Genomic DNA, 17,681 nt, shown 5'->3' on the forward strand with positions numbered 1-17,681 from the left:
CCCTTTTAGCAGGGAATTTTTCCCCCGCCCGCGAATATAGACCAAAAAATAAGAGAGAAAGGTGAGGGGGTTGCCGGAGTCGAAACGGGAACCGGGGGTTGCCGATTATGAAAAGGTAATCTGCCAGATAAAAGATGTCCTGGGGGCGCGGTTAGTAACAGCTCCTGATGGGAGTATCAGCGAAATACATATCATGGCCGGTAGTAACCGTAATCCCAAGCAAATTGTCCGCGACGTGGAATCGGCCCTTCTTATTCAACTGGGAATTACTGTTGACCATAAAAAGATCAGCGTGGTCCAGGTACAGGGGCAGGAGTTAACGGGAGAAGTGGCTGAAGATAAGGCCCTTTACCGGTCCACCTGTATGCCCCTGCGCCTGGTGAGCCTTAACCTCTATACCCGGGGCCTGGAGGCCGAAGCTACCGTCGAACTGGAAGCCGGCCTTAGTGGTACTATTTACCAGGGGTATGCCTGCGGGCCCAATACGCCGGAGCGCCATCTCTGGCTGGTGGCAGATGCTACCCTGAATGCCGTTGAAAAATATAGCTGCGGCATCTGGAACCTGGCCCTGGAAGACCTGGTGCTGGTGGAAGTAGCTCACCGCCGGGCCGCCCTCTGCGTTATTGTTTTAGTCAGCCGGGAAGGATACGAATACCTGGCCGGTGTGGCCCTGGTTAAAGGTGATGACCGCCAGGCTGCCGCTCAGGCCGTCCTTAGAGCCCTTAACTGTCGCTCCTGTGTATACGGGTCAGCAGGGTAAAAATTCTAAAGGCAAGGCCAAACCTCAATTGCTCCTGGCCCTGATTCGTGTTAAAATATAGGCGATAAGGTTTATCCTTTTAAGGAAAGGAACCGGTACGGTTCCTTTTATATTGAGGTGATAAAGCAATGCTGGGAATATTGCGTAATCTGCTTGATGATAATGCCCGGGATATAAAAAAATTAAGCCGCCAGGTCGAGGCCATCAACGCCCTGGAACCGGAAATACAGGCCCTGCGGGACAGCGACCTCCAGGCCAAAACGGCCGAGTTTCGCCGCCGCCTGGATAACGGGGAAAGCCTGGATGAACTGTTGCCGGAGGCCTTTGCCGTGGTCAGGGAAACCTCGCGGCGGGTCCTGGGGCAGCGTCACTTTGACGTCCAGCTCATGGGGGGGATTGTCCTCCACCAGGGCCGCATTGCCGAAATGAAAACCGGTGAAGGAAAAACCCTGGTGGCCACCCTGCCGGCCTACCTCAACGCCCTTACCGGACAGGGGGTGCATATTGTTACCGTGAACGACTACCTGGCCCGGCGGGACAGCGAGTGGATGGGCCGGATTTACCGCTTCCTAGGGTTAAAGGTGGGCCTGATTGTTCATGGCCTTGATGCGGCCGCCAGGCGGGAAGCCTATGCCGCCGATATAACCTATGGCACCAACAACGAGTTCGGTTTTGACTACCTGCGGGACAATATGGCCCTGCATCCTGAGGAGATGGTCCAGCGGGAGCTAAATTATGCCATTGTCGACGAGGTGGACAGCATTTTAATCGACGAGGCCCGTACTCCCCTCATTATTTCCGGTATGGCCGAAAAGCCGACGGAAATGTATTATACCGTGGCCAGGATTATTCCCCGCTTAAGGCCGGGGATAGATTATACTGTGGATGAAAAGGCCAAAGTAGCCACCCTGACGGAAGCCGGGGTGGCCAGGGTGGAAGAAATGCTGGGGGTGGACAACCTCTACGACGATGCCAATATCGAGCTTTCCCACCACGTCAACCAGGCCCTCAAAGCCCATACCCTGATGAAAAGGGACCGGGACTACGTCGTCAAGGACGGCCAGGTAATTATCGTCGATGAATTTACCGGGCGCCTCATGTTCGGCCGGCGCTACAGCGAGGGCCTGCACCAGGCCATTGAAGCCAAGGAAGGCGTCAAGATTGAACGGGAGTCCCAGACCCTGGCGACCATTACCTTCCAGAATTACTTCCGGATGTACCGTAAACTCGCCGGCATGACGGGGACGGCAGCCACGGAGGAAGAGGAGTTCCGGAAAATTTACCACCTGGATGTGGTGGTAATTCCCACCAACAAGCCTATGATCCGCAAGGATTACCCTGATGTCGTCTACCGGACGGAAAAGGGTAAATTCGAGGCGGTAGTAAACGAGATCTGCGAGCGGCACGCTAAAGGGCAGCCTGTGCTGGTGGGTACCATTTCTATTGAAAAATCAGAACGCCTGAGCGAGATGCTAAAAAAGCGGGGCATACCCCACCAGGTACTGAACGCCAAGTACCATGAAAAGGAAGCCGAGATTATTGCCCAGGCCGGCCGGCTGGGCGCGGTGACCATTGCCACCAACATGGCCGGCCGCGGTACCGATATCATCCTGGGAGGTAACCCGGAGGCCCTGGCTAAAGAAAGGATGCGGAAGGCCGGTTTTAGCCCGGAACTGATTGCCGCGGCAACCGGGTTTAAAGTGGAAGGAGAGGACCCGGAGGTAGAGGCGGCCCGCCGGGCCTACCAGGAGTTCCTGGCCCAGGCCCAAAAGGAGACAGAAGCCGAACGGGAAAAGGTGGTAGCCCTGGGTGGTCTCCACATAATCGGCACTGAGCGCCATGAGAGCCGGCGCATTGACAACCAGCTGCGCGGGCGCGCCGGCCGCCAGGGCGACCCGGGCTCTAGCCGCTTCTACGTCTCCCTGGAAGACGATTTAATGCGCCTCTTCGGGTCCGAGAGTTTAACCGGGATTCTCGACCGCCTGGGGATGGATGACACGACACCCATCGATCACCCGCTGGTGTCCCGTTCCCTGGAGCAGGCCCAGAAAAAGGTGGAGGCCCATAACTTCGACATCCGCAAGCACGTCCTGGAATATGACGACGTCATGAACCAGCAGCGGGAGATTATCTACCGCCAGCGGCGGGAGGTGTTGACCGGGGCGGACCTGCGGCCGACCATTGAAGACATGATTAACACCGTCGTGGACCGGACCGTCGACCGCTTTGCCGGCGAGAGCAAGTACCCCGAAGAGTGGGACCTGGCCGGGATGCTGGACTATGCTGAACAGCTCTTTTTACCCAATTGCGACCGGGAAGCTTTAATCCAGGCCATCCGGGAAATGGAAAAGGAAGAGGTCTATGGCTTCTTGAGGGAAAAGGCCCTGGAAGCCTACCAGCAGCGGGAAGCCGAGCTGGGGCCCGATAATTTACGCGCCATTGAGCGCCTGGTTCTCTTGCGGGTAGTGGACATCAAGTGGATGGATCACCTGGACGCCATGGACCAGCTGCGCCACGGCATCGGCCTCCGGGCCTACGGCCAGCAGGATCCCCTGGTAGCCTACAAGTTTGAGGCCTACCAGATGTTTAACGACATGATCGCCTCCATCCAGGAAGACGTCGTGCGCTATCTCTACCGCGTCAAGGTTGTCCAACCCGAGGCCGAACGTCCCCGCCAGGTGGTGGAAAACCGCTACGCCGGGGAAGAAACAGGGCCGCGGCAACCGGTGCGCCGGGAGCAAAAGATCGGCCGCAACGACCCCTGCCCCTGCGGCAGCGGCAAAAAATACAAAAAGTGCTGCGGGGCGGGAAAGTAAGGGTAAACTTTTATAGAGCTAATGCCTACGTTAGGAACAATGAAAATTAGGGCTAGCTTTAGTTTGGAGCGAGCGACTTGGCCCGAGTGGCAAAGCGGCCGCAGGCTGTGCCGGAGAGCGAGGGCGGGGCCGAGGACAGCGAGGCCTTCGGCCGGCCTCTGAGGCAAGGATGCCGAATAGGCCGGGAACCCCGCCTGAGCCGAAGGCTGAGCCTTAGGCCGCTCCGCGAGGGTCAGGGAGCGAGCGAAAACAAAGCTAGCCAGCAAAGAAGCTATTTTTGGGGAGTGATTTTACCATGCTACAGGACTATAAAGGCCGCCTGGAGGATTTAGCCCGGCGGCTGGAAGAATTGAGGGTTTCCCTTTGACCTGGAAGCAGCAACGGCAGAAATAGAGCGCCTGGAAAAAGAGATGCTTAAACCCGGCTTCTGGGAAGACCGGGGACGGGCCGAGGCTGTGGGGAAACGCCTCAACTACCTTAAAGAAAAATTGGCCCGGTACCAGGAACTGGAGAGAAAATACACCGACGTCTGTGAACTCTGGCAGCTGGCCCTGGCCGAAGAAGATACTTCCCTGGAGGAAGAGATCGCCAAAGAACTGGCGGCCGTGGAAGGCCGGGTAGAAAAAGAGCTTCTGGCCACCCTTTTGAACGGCCGCTATGACAGCCACAATGCCATCCTTTCCCTGCACCCCGGCGCCGGGGGCACGGAATCCCAAGACTGGGCCGCCATGCTCCTCAGGATGTACAACCGCTGGGCCGAAGATCATGGTTACCAGGTGGAACTCCTGGACTACCTGGAAGGGGAGGAGGCGGGGATTAAAAGCGCCACCATCCTCGTCAAAGGCGAGAATGCTTACGGCTACCTGCAGGCCGAGAAGGGTGTCCACCGCCTGGTGCGGATTTCGCCCTTTGACGCCGCCGGTCGCCGGCATACTTCCTTCGCCTCCGTCGACGTTATCCCCGAGGTGACGGCCGATGAGGAAGTGGTCATTAATCCCGACGATTTAAAGATCGATACCTTTCGCTCCCAGGGTGCCGGTGGCCAGCACGTTAACAAGACAGATTCGGCGGTGCGCATTACCCACCTGCCTACTGGCATAGTTGTTACCTGCCAGAACGAGCGTTCCCAGCACGCCAACCGTCTTGCAGCCATGAAAATTCTCCAGGCCAAGCTGGCGGCCCTGAAACGCCAGGAGCAGGAGGAGGAGTTGGCCCGGATCCGGGGTGAGCAGCGGGAGATAGCCTGGGGGAACCAGATTCGTTCCTACGTCTTTCACCCCTACAGCCTGGTAAAGGATCACCGTACCGAGGTAGAAACAGGCAACATCCAGGCTGTCATGGATGGCCAGCTTGATCCCTTTATCCACGCCTATTTACATTGGCAGCGGCGCCAGAATGGTTAAAAGCCCGGCTTTTAAAGCCGGGCTTTTACCTTGACATGGCGGGAGGTTTAGTGTACGATGAAATTGGGTCATTTGGGTCTTTTGGGTATAATATTTGGGTTTCTGGGCATTGCTAAAGGAAACTGCATCAGGAAAGGAGAGGGGTTAAGTAATGGTCGCCGTGCGTGCCAACCTGGACCTGGCCAAGAGATACGTGGCCGAGAAAGTTTTACGGGAAGCATTCAATTACATGGAAAAAAATCCAGAAGAGAATTTCCCCCGCCTCTTACATGTGGCCCGGATGCTGGCCCGGAAAGAGGTACATAAGCAGCAGATCGCCAAAGTCCTGGAGGCTTACCGGCAAAACCCAAGTATCCACGCCTATGTGAACCGCCTTTTTAACCTGCACCCCAATGTCAAGCAGCGCCTCATTTACAACTGGTTCGTCAACGCTATGCTCCTGGGTATCCCCCGCCAGCAGCAGGTGGAAAAGGAGACTGGTGTCCATATCCCCAACTTTTTCCTCCTGGACCCCACCAGTGATTGCAACCTGCGCTGCCACGGCTGCTGGGCCGGGGAGTATGCCCACCATGACAGCCTGGAACTGGACCTGGTGGACCGCCTCTGCCGGGAAGCCAAAGAAGTGGGCATCTACTGGCTGGCCATGTCTGGGGGCGAACCCTTCCGCTGGCCCCACCTCTTTGAACTGGCAGAAAGGCACCCGGATATGGCCTTCATGCTCTACACTAACGGTACGCTAATAGATGACGCTGTCGCCGACCGCCTGGTGGAAGTGGGCAACATTACGCCGGCCATCAGCCTGGAAGGGTGGCGGGAACGCACCGACGCCCGCCGGGGTAAAGGCGTCTTTGACCGGGTCATGAAGGCCATGGACGCCTTAAGGGAACGAGGCCTGGTTTTCGGCGTTTCTATTACCATTACCCGGGAAAACGTCGAGGAAGTGACCAGCGATGCCTTTATTGATTTCCTGCTGGAGAAGGGTGTTGTTTACGGCTGGAGTTTCCACTACATTCCCATTGGCCGGGAACCCAAACCCGAGCTCATGATCACTCCCGAACAGCGGGCCTACCTGGTGGAGCGCGTGGCCTATATCCGCAACCACAAAGGCCTGCAGCTGGCCGATTTCTGGAATGACGGCGAGCTGACCCTGGGCTGCATCGCTGGTGGCCGCCGCTACTTCCATATTACCGCCAGCGGGGCCGTGGAACCCTGCGCCTTTATCCACTTCTCTCTGGAAAATATCAAAGAGAAAAGTTTAATGGAGGTGCTCCAGTCGCCCCTCTTCCGGGCCTACCAGCAGCGCCAGCCCTTCAGCGATAATCTGCTGCGGCCCTGCCCCTTAATTGACGTTCCCGGAGCCTTAAGGGAGATCATTGCCGCAACAGGGGCCAGGCCTACCCACCCGGGGGCGGAAACGGCCTTAAGCGGACCCATTGGCGCCTACCTGGATACCAATGCCGCCCGCTGGGCCGAAGTTGCCGATAGAATCTGGCAGGAACGCCATCCGGTGGAGGCAGAAAAAGAATTGACAGCCGGGAAATAAAAGGATATGCTGGGGGTAGCAAGTTATGGGAGAGGGACGCCTATGCTTACCAGACGCCGGTCCCAGTTCCTGGATAGGATCAGGGAAATCTACCAGGAAACCGGGGAGCCTGTCCATTATATTACCGTAGCTGAAGCCCTGAAGGTCAGCAAGTGGACAGCCTACGATGTCTTGCTGGAACTGGAGAAGGAAGGTTTCCTGGAACGGCAGTATGTCGTCAACAGTAACGAAAAAACGCCGGGCCGCTCCATGATTATGTTTGTTCCCACACCCCTGGCCGAAAGTCATGCTACCTTTGCCCTCGACTGGCAGGAGGCCCGCTCCAGGTTGCTGGAAACCTTAAGTAATCTCTTACCCCGGGAGGCCGGCCGGGTGGCGCGGGAACTGTTAGAAGAGATGCCCGGCAAGGCCCACCCGGTAATTACCAGCGCCTACACCCTGACTATCCTGCTGGTGTATTTAAAATCCCTGGGGGAAAAGGCCCTACAGCTGGTGCGCAGTGCCCTCAAAAAAGCGCCGCGGCCGGAGGCCGGCCTGCTCCTGGCGACGGGTACGGGCTGGGGCCTGGCCGCCAATATGCTGCCCCAGGGGAAACTGGCCGGACAGCTGGCCGGTTATTTGAACTACCTCCAGGAGCAAATCGAAAATTTAACCGGTGGCGAGCACAAATTGTTGCTGGATTTTCTTCATGAAGCCCTGGAACGGGCCAGTTAAAAGGCAAAAGCCCGGTGCTGTATCAGCCCGGGCTTTTTTAAACTAAATGGAGGCTTAAGCCTATGTCCCTGCGGCGCCGTTATGTCCACCTGCACCGTTACCGCCAGGTAGTGAATGTCCTGGCCCGCTATGGTTTTGGCTATCTCCTTGACCAGCTGGGGCTGGGCGAGCTAATCTTAAGGCGACCGCGGCGGGAAGCCCCCATATCTCCGGGAGCGCGCCTGCGCCTGGCCCTGGCCGAACTGGGTCCTACCTTTATCAAGCTGGGGCAAATTTTGAGCACCCGTCCCGACCTTTTGCCGCCGGAGATCATTGCTGAGCTGGCCCGCCTCCAGGACCGGGTGCCGCCCTTTCCCTTCGCTGAAGTTAAACAGACGGTAGAAAAGGAGCTGGGCCAGCCCCTGGAACAGCTCTTTCACGAATTTGATCCCGAGCCCCTGGCGGCCGCCTCCATTGGCCAGGTACACCGGGCCACCCTGCCTGAGGGCGACCAGGTCATCGTCAAGGTCCAGCGGCCGGGCATAGCAGAACAGGTGCGGGTGGACCTGGAAATTCTCTTCGACCTGGCCCGCCTGGCCCAGCGCCATACGGCTTACGGCCAGATCTATGACTTCACCCGGATGGTAGAAGAATTTGCCCGGGCTATGGAGGGAGAACTGGATTATACCCGGGAAGGCCGCTATGCCGATCGCCTGCGGGAAAACCTGGCCGGCAACGCCCAGGTCTATATTCCGGCCGTTTACTGGGATTATACCACTGTGCGGGTGCTGACCCAGGAATATGTAGAGGCGGTAAAACTAAACGACCTGGAAGAAATAGACCGGCGGGGTTATGACCGCCGGCGGATAGCCATCAATCTGGCCCGGGCCATTTACCAGCAGGTCCTGGTGGATGGCTTTTTCCACGGCGATCCCCACCCTGGGAACCTGGCGGTACTGCCGGGGGAAGTGATTGTCTTTATGGACTTTGGCCTGATGGGGGTTTTAAGCGAGGAGCGCCAGGAGCAGTTTGTCAACCTGATGCTGGGCATCATCCGCCGGCGCAGCCAGGATGTCCTGCGGACCCTTCTGGCCATGGGCGTGGTGCCGGACGGGGTGAATAGGGCTGCCTTGAAGCATGACATTGAAATCCTGCGCGATCGCTATTACCACCTCCCTTTAAGCCAGATCAGCCTGGGCCGGGCCGTTGAAGAGCTGCTGCAGCTGGCCTTTAAATATCGTTTACGCCTGCCGCCGGAACTAACTATGCTGGCCAAGACCCTCATTACCCTGGAAGGTCTGACCCGGGAATTGGACCCCACCCTGGAGCTGGCCGAGCTGGCCGAGCCCTATGGCCGGGAACTCTTACGCCGGCGCTTCAGTGCCGGGGCCCTCTGGCAGGCCCTGGTTGATAACCTGTCTTTGACCTGGGAGATTTTACAGCACCTGCCCCGCCAGCTCCAGCATATTGTGGAAATGCTGGAAAGGGGAGAATTAACCCTTAAAATTGAACTCCTCAATTTACGCTCCCTGGTGCGGCAGATTGACCGGATTATTAATAAACTAACCATGAGCGTAGTCCTCCTGGCCTTTAGCATCATCATGGCCAGCCTGATTATCAGTACGGCCCTGGGAGCGCCGGGTAACAGCCTCTTCTTCCGCCTGCCCACCCTGGAGATCGGTTTTGGAGCTGCCGGTTTAATGCTTTTGTGGCTGCTGGCGGCCATGTGGCGGGGTGGCCGTGATTGAATAATGTCTCCTGTTAAGGCGAACAATGGAGGTAAAAAGCGGGGGATTGCCATGCCTTACAAAATAACCAATGCCTGCATTGCCTGCGGCGATTGTACGGTGGTTTGCCCCCGGCAGGCCATCGTGGAGGACGGCAGGACCCATAGTGGTGGTAGTAATTCCTTAAATGGCGTCGTTCCTGAGGGGGATAGGGCCGGTTCCTCTGGCAGTCCGGCCGCTTTTTATCGGATAACGGCTGACTGTGATGCTTGCGGCTGCTGCCGGGAGGTTTGCCCGGCCCAGGCCATTATCTGGCAGGAGTGAGCAGGCGAGGGTATAAAAATGGCAAAACTACTGTGGCCAGGCAGGAAAATAGCTTTTTCTGGCGAAAAGGAATAACGTTCCAGGGGGGTAGGTGATTTTGCGGCGTAAAGAATGGTATGATTACATTGGTATTACAGCCGGCACCCTGATCACTGCCCTGGGACTGGTCCTTTTCCTGGTACCCAATAAAATTGCCGCCGGCGGCGTCAGCGGCCTGGCCACGGTTCTCCATTATGTCTTCGGCTGGCCGGTGGGCCTGACCATGCTGGTCCTCAATATCCCCCTTTTCCTGGCCGGCCTGAAAGTCCTGGGCTGGAATTTTGGCCTCAAGACTCTCTACGGTACCATTATACTTTCCGTATTTACCGATACCCTCACCCTGTGGCTCCATGCGCCCACGACCAATGCCCTGCTGGCCTCTATTTACGGCGGCCTCATGAGCGGTGTGGGGCTGGGAGTTGTTTTCCGCTCCGGCGGGAGCACCGGTGGTACCGACCTGGCGGCCCTCCTATTTGGCCATTTTCTCCATATAAGCTCCGGGGTGGGCCTGCTCCTGGTTGACGCCATGGTAATCAGCCTGGCGGGTCTCACCTTTAATGTGGAACTGGCCCTGTATGCCCTCCTGGCCCTGATTTTAACCAGCCGGGCCATTGATGCCATCCAGGAGGGCGGCGGCTATGCCAAGGCAGCTATCATAATTTCCGACCATGCCGGAGCAATAGCCCGGCAGGTAATGGAGCAGCTGGATCGCGGCGTAACTGGCCTGGCCGGCCGCGGCCTTTATACGGGCAAGGAACGGGAAGTTTTACTGGTGGTGGTGCAGCGGTCCGAGGTCAGCCGCCTGAAAAGCCTGGTGGCGGCCATTGACCCGGGGGCCTTTGTTATTGTAAGCAATATCCATGAAGTTCTGGGCGAAGGTTTTCGCCAGTGGAGGAGATGATGGGTTTGACAGCAGATTTTCCAGAGTTAACGGCAACGGCGCGGCGGCTGCGGCAGCACATCATCAGGATGGTTGGTGCCGCCGGTTCCGGCCACCCCGGGGGGTCTTTATCGGCGGTAGAAATTATGACGGCCCTCTATTTTAAAGTCATGCGCCTGGACCCGGCCCGCCCGGACTGGCCGGAACGGGACCGGTTTGTCCTTTCCAAGGGCCATGCCGCCCCGGTCCTTTACGCCGCCCTGGCGGAGCGGGGCTTTTTTCCGGTAGAAAAGATCACAACCCTGCGGCAGTTAGGGAGTCCCCTGCAGGGCCACCCGGACCGTAAAGCCCTGCCTGGGGTTGAAGTTTCCACCGGTTCCCTCGGCCACGGCCTGGCAGTAGCCAACGGCATGGCCCTGGCCGGCCGCCTGGACGGGCGGGATTACCACGTCTATGTCCTCCTGGGCGACGGCGAGCTGGAAGAAGGCATGGTCTGGGAAGGGGCCATGGCCGCCGCCCACTATCGCCTGGACAACCTGACGGCCATTGTCGATCACAACCATCTCCAGATTGACGGCCGGGTAGAAGACGTCATGTCGCCGGAGCCGGTGGCCGATAAATTCCGTGCCTTCGGCTGGGAGACAAGGACCATTGACGGCCATGATTTCGGCCAGATCCTGGCCGCCCTGGAATGGGCGCGGCAAGTAAAGGGCAAACCGGCGGTAATTATCGCCGAAACCATCAAGGGCAAAGGGGTCAGTTTCATGGAAAACGAGGCCGGCTGGCACGGCAAAGCCCCCAAGCCCGAAGAAGTCGAAAAAGCCCTGGCCGAGCTGGCATAACGCTGCCCCAATGCTAATACTTGCCGGCGAACTATGAAAATGCAGGCTGAAGCAAAAGGATGGGGGATAGAAGCGGAGGGCGACTTGGTTCGAGGCTTCAGAGACTCAGCGTCTAGCCACCCCCGCCGCCGGGCAAGGTAGAGCGCTAAGTTTGCCAGCCGAGAACCCCCCGGAGCCCGGAGCCTGCATCCTCCAGCCCCAAAGAACAGAGTACAAATCAACCAGGAAACGCTATTTTGATAGAATTTTACGGAGGAAGATATATATGACCAAGATTGCGACCAGGGAAGCTTACGGCAGGGCCCTGGTGGAGCTGGGGCGGCAGAACAGCCAGGTAGTGGTCCTGGACGCCGACCTGTCTAAATCCACCATGACGGCTTATTTTGCTAAAGAATTTCCCGCGCGCTTTTTCAATATGGGCATCGCCGAGCAGAGCCTGATGGGCACGGCCGCCGGCCTGGCTTTGAGCGGCAAGATCCCCTTTGCCAGCACCTTTGCCGTCTTTGCCGCCGGCCGGGCCTATGACCAGGTGCGGAACGGCATTGCCTATCCCAAAGTAAATGTTAAGATTGCCGCCACCCACGCCGGCCTCACCGTAGGCGAAGACGGGGCCTCCCACCAGGCCATCGAAGACATCGCCCTCATGCGGGCCGTACCCAATATGACGGTCATCGTTCCGGCCGACGGCGAAGAAACCAGGCAGGCCGTCTTCGCGGCCGCCGCCCACCAGGGACCGGTATACCTGCGCCTGGGCCGCCCGGCAATACCGGTTATTTATAACGCGGATTATCAATTCCAGATTGGCCGCGCCCACACCTTGCGGCAGGGGAAGGATGCAGCCATCATCGCCTGCGGCGTCATGGTACATGAAGCCTTAAAAGCAGCCGAAGAACTGACGACAGCAGGTTTAGAAGTTATGGTTGTCAATATAAGCACCATCAAGCCTCTCGACCGGGAGGCGGTCCTGGCGGCGGCGGCCACCGGGGCGGTGGTGACAGCCGAGGAACACACCGTCATCGGCGGCCTGGGGAGCGCCGTGGCCGAGGTCCTGGCCACGGAGAAACCGGTACCCCTGGCCATGGTGGGCATCCGCGACACCTTCGGCGAGTCCGGCAAGCCCGACGAGCTGATGGCAAAGTATGGCCTTACGGCAGCAGACATAGTGGCGGCGGTGAAAAGGTTGAAGGGAAAAAAGGATTAAAATCAAAGTCGCCCTGGAAGCCGCCCGCCGCCGGCGCCCCGGATAAACTGATTACCACAGTTGACTTCTGCGATTTGAAGAAGCGCATCGACATTAAACCGCCCCTGAGGGGCGGTTTTTACTTTTAGCGTGAATGCGAAGCGCCCGCGTGGATGCCGGGACCGGGCCGGTGCCATGACGCCAGCGAGCTGGGGGGGCGTTTCGGGAATTAGTAGGAGCGCTGAAATAATATTGATAATTTGGAAAATATCAGGTGTAGGGGCTGGCTGGAGCGGCGAATAATGTGGCGCGTTCTGTTTTCCGCTCGATGGTCATGTCGCGCTTCCGGGAGTGAACGCGGGCGAACCGAGCGCGGGGGAATAGCCGTCAATGCCTGGACGGGAATGGAACAGGAAGGCTTAAAGAGTAACGATTAAGTATCGTCCGAGATCTGGATGGCGGCGATAAAGGCGGCGATGTTTTTGGCCGGGACGCCGGTCCGCTCGGCTAAGAGCTTGACCAGCGGGTCGGCGGCCAGGGAACGATAGCTGGCCAGGGGTAACGGCGTGGCGGCTCTTTCGACGCCCACCAGTTCGTCCAGGGAAACACCAAAGAGTCGGCTCAGCCTGACCAGCGTCTCCAGGCCGGGCTGCTTCGTCCCGCGCTCCCAGTTGGCGACGGTGGGACGCTCGACGCCGACCATCCTGGCCACGTCTTCCTGCCGCAGGCCCCTCCGCTGGCGCAGTTCCTTTAGCGACTCGCCGAACTTCAGCACGATTATCACCTCCTAAGTTTCTAATAGAAACCTTATATGTTTGGAATCCTATTGACAAGTTTCCAACAGATTACATATAATGTTTCCAGACGGCACATCAGGGGACGAGCAGAACGAGAGAAAAGGAGGCAGCCAATGCGCACTGCCCTGCGCAGGGTCCGGCTCCAGGCCGGCCTGACGCAATCCGAACTGGCCCGCCTGGTGGGGTTGACCCGCGCTTCCTACACGAACATCGAGAAGGGGCACAAAAACCCTTCCGTGGGCACCGCACTCCGCATCGCCCGGGCCCTCAACCGGCCGGTGGAGGAGCTCTTCGCCGACGAGTCCCCTGCCGTTCAGGACGCCAGGAGCGGAAGGAGGGCGATGCGGGAAGAAGGTTGAACGGCTCCATGTGCGGATAACCGCCGGAAGTAAATATTGCCGTTGCTGCCGCGGATTATGCATAGGGCCGCGGCCTGCCCGGGGAAAACTGGTGTGCCGGCCGGGGCGGGCCGGGCGCCGGTCCCGGCGGCGTTTCCCGGAGGAGGTGGAAGCAGCAGGCGAAAGACCGGACGGCTATATTCGTTAAGCAAGGGAATCTTTTGGTATGGGGGTGAAGGTGAGTGCGAGCATGTCCGGTTTAAGCCAAAGAGGTTGAAAGCGCATGCGAGTGAAACTACGCACATGGTGGATGATAGGGAGATAGTGATATCTGGATGCACTCCAAAAATGCCCGTTGTTGAGACAAAAGGATGCTACTATGCTTTTAAGCAGCTATTCCTTACAAGGAGGTTGAAGTGGTCTGATGTTTAAAGCCAACCGTTCTCGTCACCGGGTCGCGGCCGGGTTGCTTGCTGTTGTCCTGACCTTTTCTCTTGCATTTAGCGGTGTGCCTCTTGCCATCGCTGCCGGTAGCACGCCGAGCTTGGATGTCACTCTAGCTTCATCCAATGCGGGAGAGAAAACTACTTATAACTTCACTGCCGATGGCTTGTCGCTGGCAACGAGTGACTTGGCGGGGAAAGACGTGGAAATCGATTTCCCGTCAGGCTTCGCTGTTAGCGACAGTCCGGCTGTGGAAGTGGACGTGACAACAGTAAGCGGGGCAGTATATTACGCTTATGTAGCCCCTTCTGTGTCCTCCACCAGTTCCAATATTGCGACCCTGACTATTCCTGCCAGCATCGGTCTGCCTGCCAATTCCACTGTGACCAAAGTTGTAGTTAAAGCTCTTACCGTGACCAATACCAATATCGCTGGTAGTTATAATGCCAGTCTCATATTTAAAGGCCCGAGCCAGAACGTAACGTTAACCAAGTCAATAACTATTAACCCTGTTGTAGGAAGCATAGAGCTGTCCTCTCCAACGGCATCTCCTACAGGAACAGCCGGCAGCCAGGTCAGCGTCCTGGTAAAAGGTTTAGTGAAGGATATTGCAGGCAACCCTTATGCAAATATCCCAGTAACATTCAGTATAAATCCTAATGTTAGTGGTTTTACTTCATCTCCCACATCGGTATCCACTATGGCTGATGGTACTTTTGCCGCCACCGTGCAGTTTACACCCGATGGTGCAGGTACCTATACCGTAACAGTTGCCGCCGGCGCCAAGACCACATCATTTAACGTAAGCGTTAATGCCGCAGCGGCCGCCAAGCTCGCGTGGGTAACGCCGCCGAGCAGTATTAATTACAACGGTCGCACAGCTTTAACCGTGCAATTGCTGGATCATTACAATAACCCGGTGAACGCTCCCAACGGTGGGACTGTCGTTGATCTCGCGGCCTTTACGAGCGACGTTACGAGCGGCGGCATGGCCGGGCGGTTTTATGATGCTGTCACCGGTGGTAGCGAGATCACCCGGGTGACCATACCTGCTGGCAGCAACAGCGTCACTATTTACTTGCAGCCCTTGAATCCTAGTACCAACATTACGGTAGAAGCCCGCAGTACTGGTCTGGCTACTGCTTCCGCTGATATTAGTGTGGGCGCGGCTCCTCAATCGCCAACCGCAATTTCCCTTGGCGGTGCCACGGGTGGTGTGGCCGGTTATGTGTATGAAGTAACGGTTCAACTGGATCACCCAGCCGACAGAGATTATAGTTTAACCGTAAATCTATTGGATGACGGCAATTCAGCTGCTTGGGCGAGCTGGGATACCACTAAAAAATCTGATTATCTGGCCAGCGGCAGCAAGGCTAATGGGGAAACTTTAACCTTTCCTGCCGGCCAGCAGGAAATGTCCATTTACATTTACACTACTGCTGCTGCCGCTGGGAAAACCCTTACCGTCAATGTGAGTGGGAGTGATCTGACAACAAATGGATCCATTACCATCAGTTATATTGCTGCTGATATGACCCGCAGCTTAACCACGGGATGGAACGTCCTATCCACGCCTCTGGCGCTGGCTGGCGATGGCAACCTACAGTCTCTGGGGCTGAATAATAATAACTTTGAGATTGCCTGGACATACGTCAACGGCCAGTGGAGCCAGGTAACCACCCAGGCCCTCAACCCGCTCCAGGGCTACTTTGTAAAGGCCAAAACGCCGGTTACGCTGAATTATACATTCAAGCGCGTAGCAGACGTGCGGGAAGCTGTGCCGCCCACCCGTGACCTGAGCGCCGGATGGAACCTGGTTGGCATGGGTACTGACAACGATTCGGCAACAGTTTCCGACGTCTTAGCCAGCGTGAAGGGCAAATACGCCGTGGTAGTCAATCCTGGTCTGGGGAATAGAGCCTGGCTAAACGGGTCAGCCGAAACATCAGATCAAACATCATCGAACAAAATAGGTAAGGGCGATGCTTACTGGGTGTACATGACCGCGCCTGGCACGTTGGCAGGTCTCATGGCTCCGGAAATGGTTCAGTAAAATGAGGCGAGGTGAAGCTAGTTGCGCAACCGCAAGTTGGCAGCAATAGTCGCGGTTGCGCTGCTTCTGCAGGCAATAGCTGCCTTCGGTTCTACGGCGGCTTTCGCCGTAGAACCGCTTCCTTTAATGCCTGCCGCGTACTACGGGCAGGTTTTTATAGGCAGTTATGGCGGGCAGTTAGCGGCCGACGGCGCGACTGTGGAGATATATTTAACTGGCGATACTGCGCCTCGTGGCGAGCAAATGCAAACAGTAGGCGGCTGGTACGGAGGACCTGGCGGTTTTGATCCGAAGTATGAAGTTTCAGGAACTGACGCTGATAAAGACAAACAGGTTATTTTCAAAGTAAACGGCAAAATAGCGGCGACTTATGACGCTAGCGGAAAACCTGTAAATATACTCTTTAACCCCACGGGTGATGCGGTGAGGGTTGACCTGGTCGTTTCGGATACGGAGCCCCCGGTGCTGACCCGGACCAAGCCTGCGAGCCTAAAGGGTCTCCCCTGCCAGGCGGCAGGCTACACGGGCGACACGGTTTTTGCCTGGAGCGCCAATGAGGACCTGGACACCGCGGCCACGCCGGCGGCAGTCTTCAGCGCCAGCGGCGCCCCCGACGTCCAGGGCGTGGTGACCTTCCCCAACGCAAGCACCGTCCAGGTAGTACCGGCGGCCGACCTGCAGCCGGGGACTTCCTATACCCTGACCCTGACCGGGGTCAAGGATAAAGCCGGCAACGAAGCCGGGAAGCTCCAGGTCCAGTTCACGACCACCTTCCAGGCGCCACTGACGCCGGGTACCTTGAGCGCCGACCTGCCGGTGGCCTTCGCCGGTGGCCAGGTGGAGCTTACCCTGCCGGCGGGAACCGTGGTTGACAGCGGTGCCTCCCTGAGCGCCCAAACTCTGGCCCAGCCGCCGGCGGTGCCCACAGGGCTCAAAGTGGCCGGCCAGGTGGTGAGCTTCACCGCCCAGGGCATCTCCCTGCCCCAGGGCGCTAAGCTGCACCTGCGCCTCAAAGCCAACGCCGACGCCCGCGCGCCCTATATCTATTACTTCAACGAAGGTACCCAGGCATGGGAGAAGGTCGCCGGCAGCAAGTATGACACTTCTACCGGCTTCGTGGCGGCGGATCTGGACCACCTTTCCGTCTACGGCGTCCTGGAGGCTCTCCCGTCCGGCCCGGCGCCCATAGTGACGGCCGTCGACCCGGCTAGCGCCGTGGCGGGCCAGAGCGGACAGACCATCACCGTCACCGGCCAGAACTTCCAGGACGGTGCCCAGGTGGTCCTGCTGCAGGACGGGCAGGAAGCCTCGGCTGTAAACGCAGTCTACAGCGATTCCAGCCGGGTAACATTTACCCTCCCCGACAGCGTGCCGTCGGGTGTCTACACCGTCGCCGTACGCAACCCCGACGGCCAGCAGTCCGCTGAAGCCGTAGCCATGGTCCTTTACGCCGGGCAGAAGCCGGCGGTGAACGTCTATCCCGGCGTCCGGGGCACCCAGCCGGGCCAGGTGCAGGCTGGCGGCGGCGTGCGGGTAGAGGTCCCCGTCCAGGTCGGGCAGAGCTATCAAAACGCCCTGGTGATCATCAGGGTGGACGACCCCGACGAAAAGCCGCTGTACGGATCGGTAGAGGGCCCGCTACCGGCCAACACCACGCTGAAATACTCCGCCAGCTTCAACTTGCCAGGCAAGGCCGGCACCTACACGGTAAAGGCCTACGTCTGGGACGGCTGGCAGACCATGAACCCAATCGTGCCGGCGTCGCAAGCGCAATTCACAGCCCAGTAGCGTGATGTAGATGCGCTTTGGACATGAACGACCCGGCAACCCCCGGCGGGCGGG

15 protein-coding genes are annotated in these 17,681 nt (G+C 58.0%); 14 read left to right on the forward strand and 1 reads right to left on the reverse strand.

Features of this window, described 5'->3' with window-relative positions; genetic code table 11:
- The first annotated feature begins 70 nt into the window (after window positions 1-70).
- The 11 genes from MOMUL_RS11550 to MOMUL_RS17565 all read left to right on the forward strand — a co-directional run bounded on the left by MOMUL_RS11550 (window position 71) and on the right by MOMUL_RS17565 (window position 12,644).
- Window positions 71-760 (forward strand): hypothetical protein, encoded by a 690-nt coding sequence (locus MOMUL_RS11550; protein ID WP_062285087.1) that lies wholly within the window; start codon window positions 71-73, stop codon window positions 758-760.
- Between the two features lie 128 nt (window positions 761-888).
- The gene (secA, locus tag MOMUL_RS11555) at window positions 889-3,576 is read left to right on the forward strand and encodes a preprotein translocase subunit SecA (protein WP_062285089.1); all 2,688 of its coding nucleotides are present in this window, start codon (window positions 889-891) and stop codon (window positions 3,574-3,576) included.
- A gap of 295 nt (window positions 3,577-3,871) precedes the next feature.
- A protein-coding gene (gene prfB / locus MOMUL_RS11560) for a peptide chain release factor 2 (protein WP_153018379.1) occupies window positions 3,872-4,979 on the forward strand; the annotation gives its coding sequence in 2 pieces (ribosomal slippage) (window positions 3,872-3,940 and window positions 3,942-4,979; 1,107 coding nt in all).
- Between the two features lie 151 nt (window positions 4,980-5,130).
- Window positions 5,131-6,522 carry a radical SAM protein gene (locus MOMUL_RS11565; protein WP_062285092.1) on the forward strand — a complete coding sequence of 464 codons (1,392 nt, stop codon included), beginning with the start codon at window positions 5,131-5,133 and terminating at the stop codon, window positions 6,520-6,522.
- A 42-nt stretch (window positions 6,523-6,564) separates the two neighbouring features.
- A complete protein-coding gene (locus MOMUL_RS11570; protein ID WP_062285094.1) occupies window positions 6,565-7,236 on the forward strand; it encodes a LexA family transcriptional regulator in 672 nt (223 codons plus the stop codon).
- A 62-nt stretch (window positions 7,237-7,298) separates the two neighbouring features.
- Complete coding sequence (locus MOMUL_RS11575; RefSeq protein WP_062285096.1) at window positions 7,299-8,963, forward strand: ABC1 kinase family protein; 1,665 nt, start codon at window positions 7,299-7,301, stop codon at window positions 8,961-8,963.
- 51 nt (window positions 8,964-9,014) lie between these two features.
- Window positions 9,015-9,266: a 4Fe-4S binding protein gene (locus MOMUL_RS11580; protein ID WP_062285097.1), complete on the forward strand. Its 252-nt coding sequence runs from the start codon at window positions 9,015-9,017 to the stop codon at window positions 9,264-9,266.
- A 91-nt stretch (window positions 9,267-9,357) separates the two neighbouring features.
- Complete coding sequence (locus MOMUL_RS11585; RefSeq protein ID WP_407937693.1) at window positions 9,358-10,206, forward strand: YitT family protein; 849 nt, start codon at window positions 9,358-9,360, stop codon at window positions 10,204-10,206.
- A gap of 5 nt (window positions 10,207-10,211) precedes the next feature.
- Window positions 10,212-11,027 (forward strand): transketolase, encoded by an 816-nt coding sequence (locus MOMUL_RS11590; RefSeq protein ID WP_269085212.1) that lies wholly within the window; start codon window positions 10,212-10,214, stop codon window positions 11,025-11,027.
- Window positions 11,028-11,292: 265 nt separating this feature from the next.
- Window positions 11,293-12,228, forward strand: coding sequence for a transketolase family protein (locus tag MOMUL_RS11595; protein WP_062285102.1), 936 nt, complete (start codon window positions 11,293-11,295; stop codon window positions 12,226-12,228).
- 281 nt (window positions 12,229-12,509) lie between these two features.
- On the forward strand, window positions 12,510-12,644 hold the full coding sequence (locus MOMUL_RS17565; RefSeq protein WP_269085213.1) for a hypothetical protein: 135 nt from the start codon (window positions 12,510-12,512) through the stop codon (window positions 12,642-12,644).
- Here MOMUL_RS17565 and MOMUL_RS11600 read toward each other — a convergent pair.
- Window positions 12,641-12,982, reverse strand: a complete 342-nt coding sequence (locus tag MOMUL_RS11600; protein WP_062285104.1) for a helix-turn-helix transcriptional regulator — start codon at window positions 12,980-12,982, stop codon at window positions 12,641-12,643. The two genes, MOMUL_RS17565 and MOMUL_RS11600, sit on opposite strands and share 4 nt — an antisense overlap.
- Before the next feature lie 51 nt (window positions 12,983-13,033).
- On the opposite strand from MOMUL_RS11600, the gene MOMUL_RS11605 reads away from it, so the two are divergent.
- The 3 genes from MOMUL_RS11605 to MOMUL_RS11615 all read left to right on the forward strand — a co-directional run bounded on the left by MOMUL_RS11605 (window position 13,034) and on the right by MOMUL_RS11615 (window position 17,627).
- Window positions 13,034-13,363, forward strand: a complete 330-nt coding sequence (locus MOMUL_RS11605; protein WP_236713095.1) for a helix-turn-helix transcriptional regulator — start codon at window positions 13,034-13,036, stop codon at window positions 13,361-13,363.
- A 403-nt stretch (window positions 13,364-13,766) separates the two neighbouring features.
- Window positions 13,767-15,839, forward strand: coding sequence for an Ig-like domain-containing protein (locus MOMUL_RS11610; RefSeq protein ID WP_062285108.1), 2,073 nt, complete (start codon window positions 13,767-13,769; stop codon window positions 15,837-15,839).
- A 21-nt stretch (window positions 15,840-15,860) separates the two neighbouring features.
- The gene (locus MOMUL_RS11615) at window positions 15,861-17,627 is read left to right on the forward strand and encodes a choice-of-anchor Z repeating domain-containing protein (protein WP_062285109.1); all 1,767 of its coding nucleotides are present in this window, start codon (window positions 15,861-15,863) and stop codon (window positions 17,625-17,627) included.
- Window positions 17,628-17,681: the final 54 nt, after the last annotated feature.

The organism is Moorella mulderi DSM 14980, assembly GCF_001594015.1.
GTDB lineage: Bacteria > Bacillota > DSM-521 > Neomoorellales > Neomoorellaceae > Neomoorella > Neomoorella mulderi.

Bases quoted from the DNA above. Each gene is read 5' to 3' on its own strand.
- MOMUL_RS17565 (WP_269085213.1), top strand. From the start codon at position 12,510: ATGTGGCGCGTTCTGTTTTCCGCTCGATGGTCATGTCGCGCTTCCGGG.
- secA (WP_062285089.1), top strand. From the start codon at position 889: ATGCTGGGAATATTGCGTAATCTGCTTGATGATAATGCCCGGGATATA.
- MOMUL_RS11575 (WP_062285096.1), top strand. From the start codon at position 7,299: ATGTCCCTGCGGCGCCGTTATGTCCACCTGCACCGTTACCGCCAGGTA.
- MOMUL_RS11580 (WP_062285097.1), top strand. From the start codon at position 9,015: ATGCCTTACAAAATAACCAATGCCTGCATTGCCTGCGGCGATTGTACG.
- MOMUL_RS11565 (WP_062285092.1), top strand. From the start codon at position 5,131: ATGGTCGCCGTGCGTGCCAACCTGGACCTGGCCAAGAGATACGTGGCC.
- MOMUL_RS11595 (WP_062285102.1), top strand. From the start codon at position 11,293: ATGACCAAGATTGCGACCAGGGAAGCTTACGGCAGGGCCCTGGTGGAG.
- MOMUL_RS11610 (WP_062285108.1), top strand. From the start codon at position 13,767: ATGTTTAAAGCCAACCGTTCTCGTCACCGGGTCGCGGCCGGGTTGCTT.
- MOMUL_RS11570 (WP_062285094.1), top strand. From the start codon at position 6,565: ATGCTTACCAGACGCCGGTCCCAGTTCCTGGATAGGATCAGGGAAATC.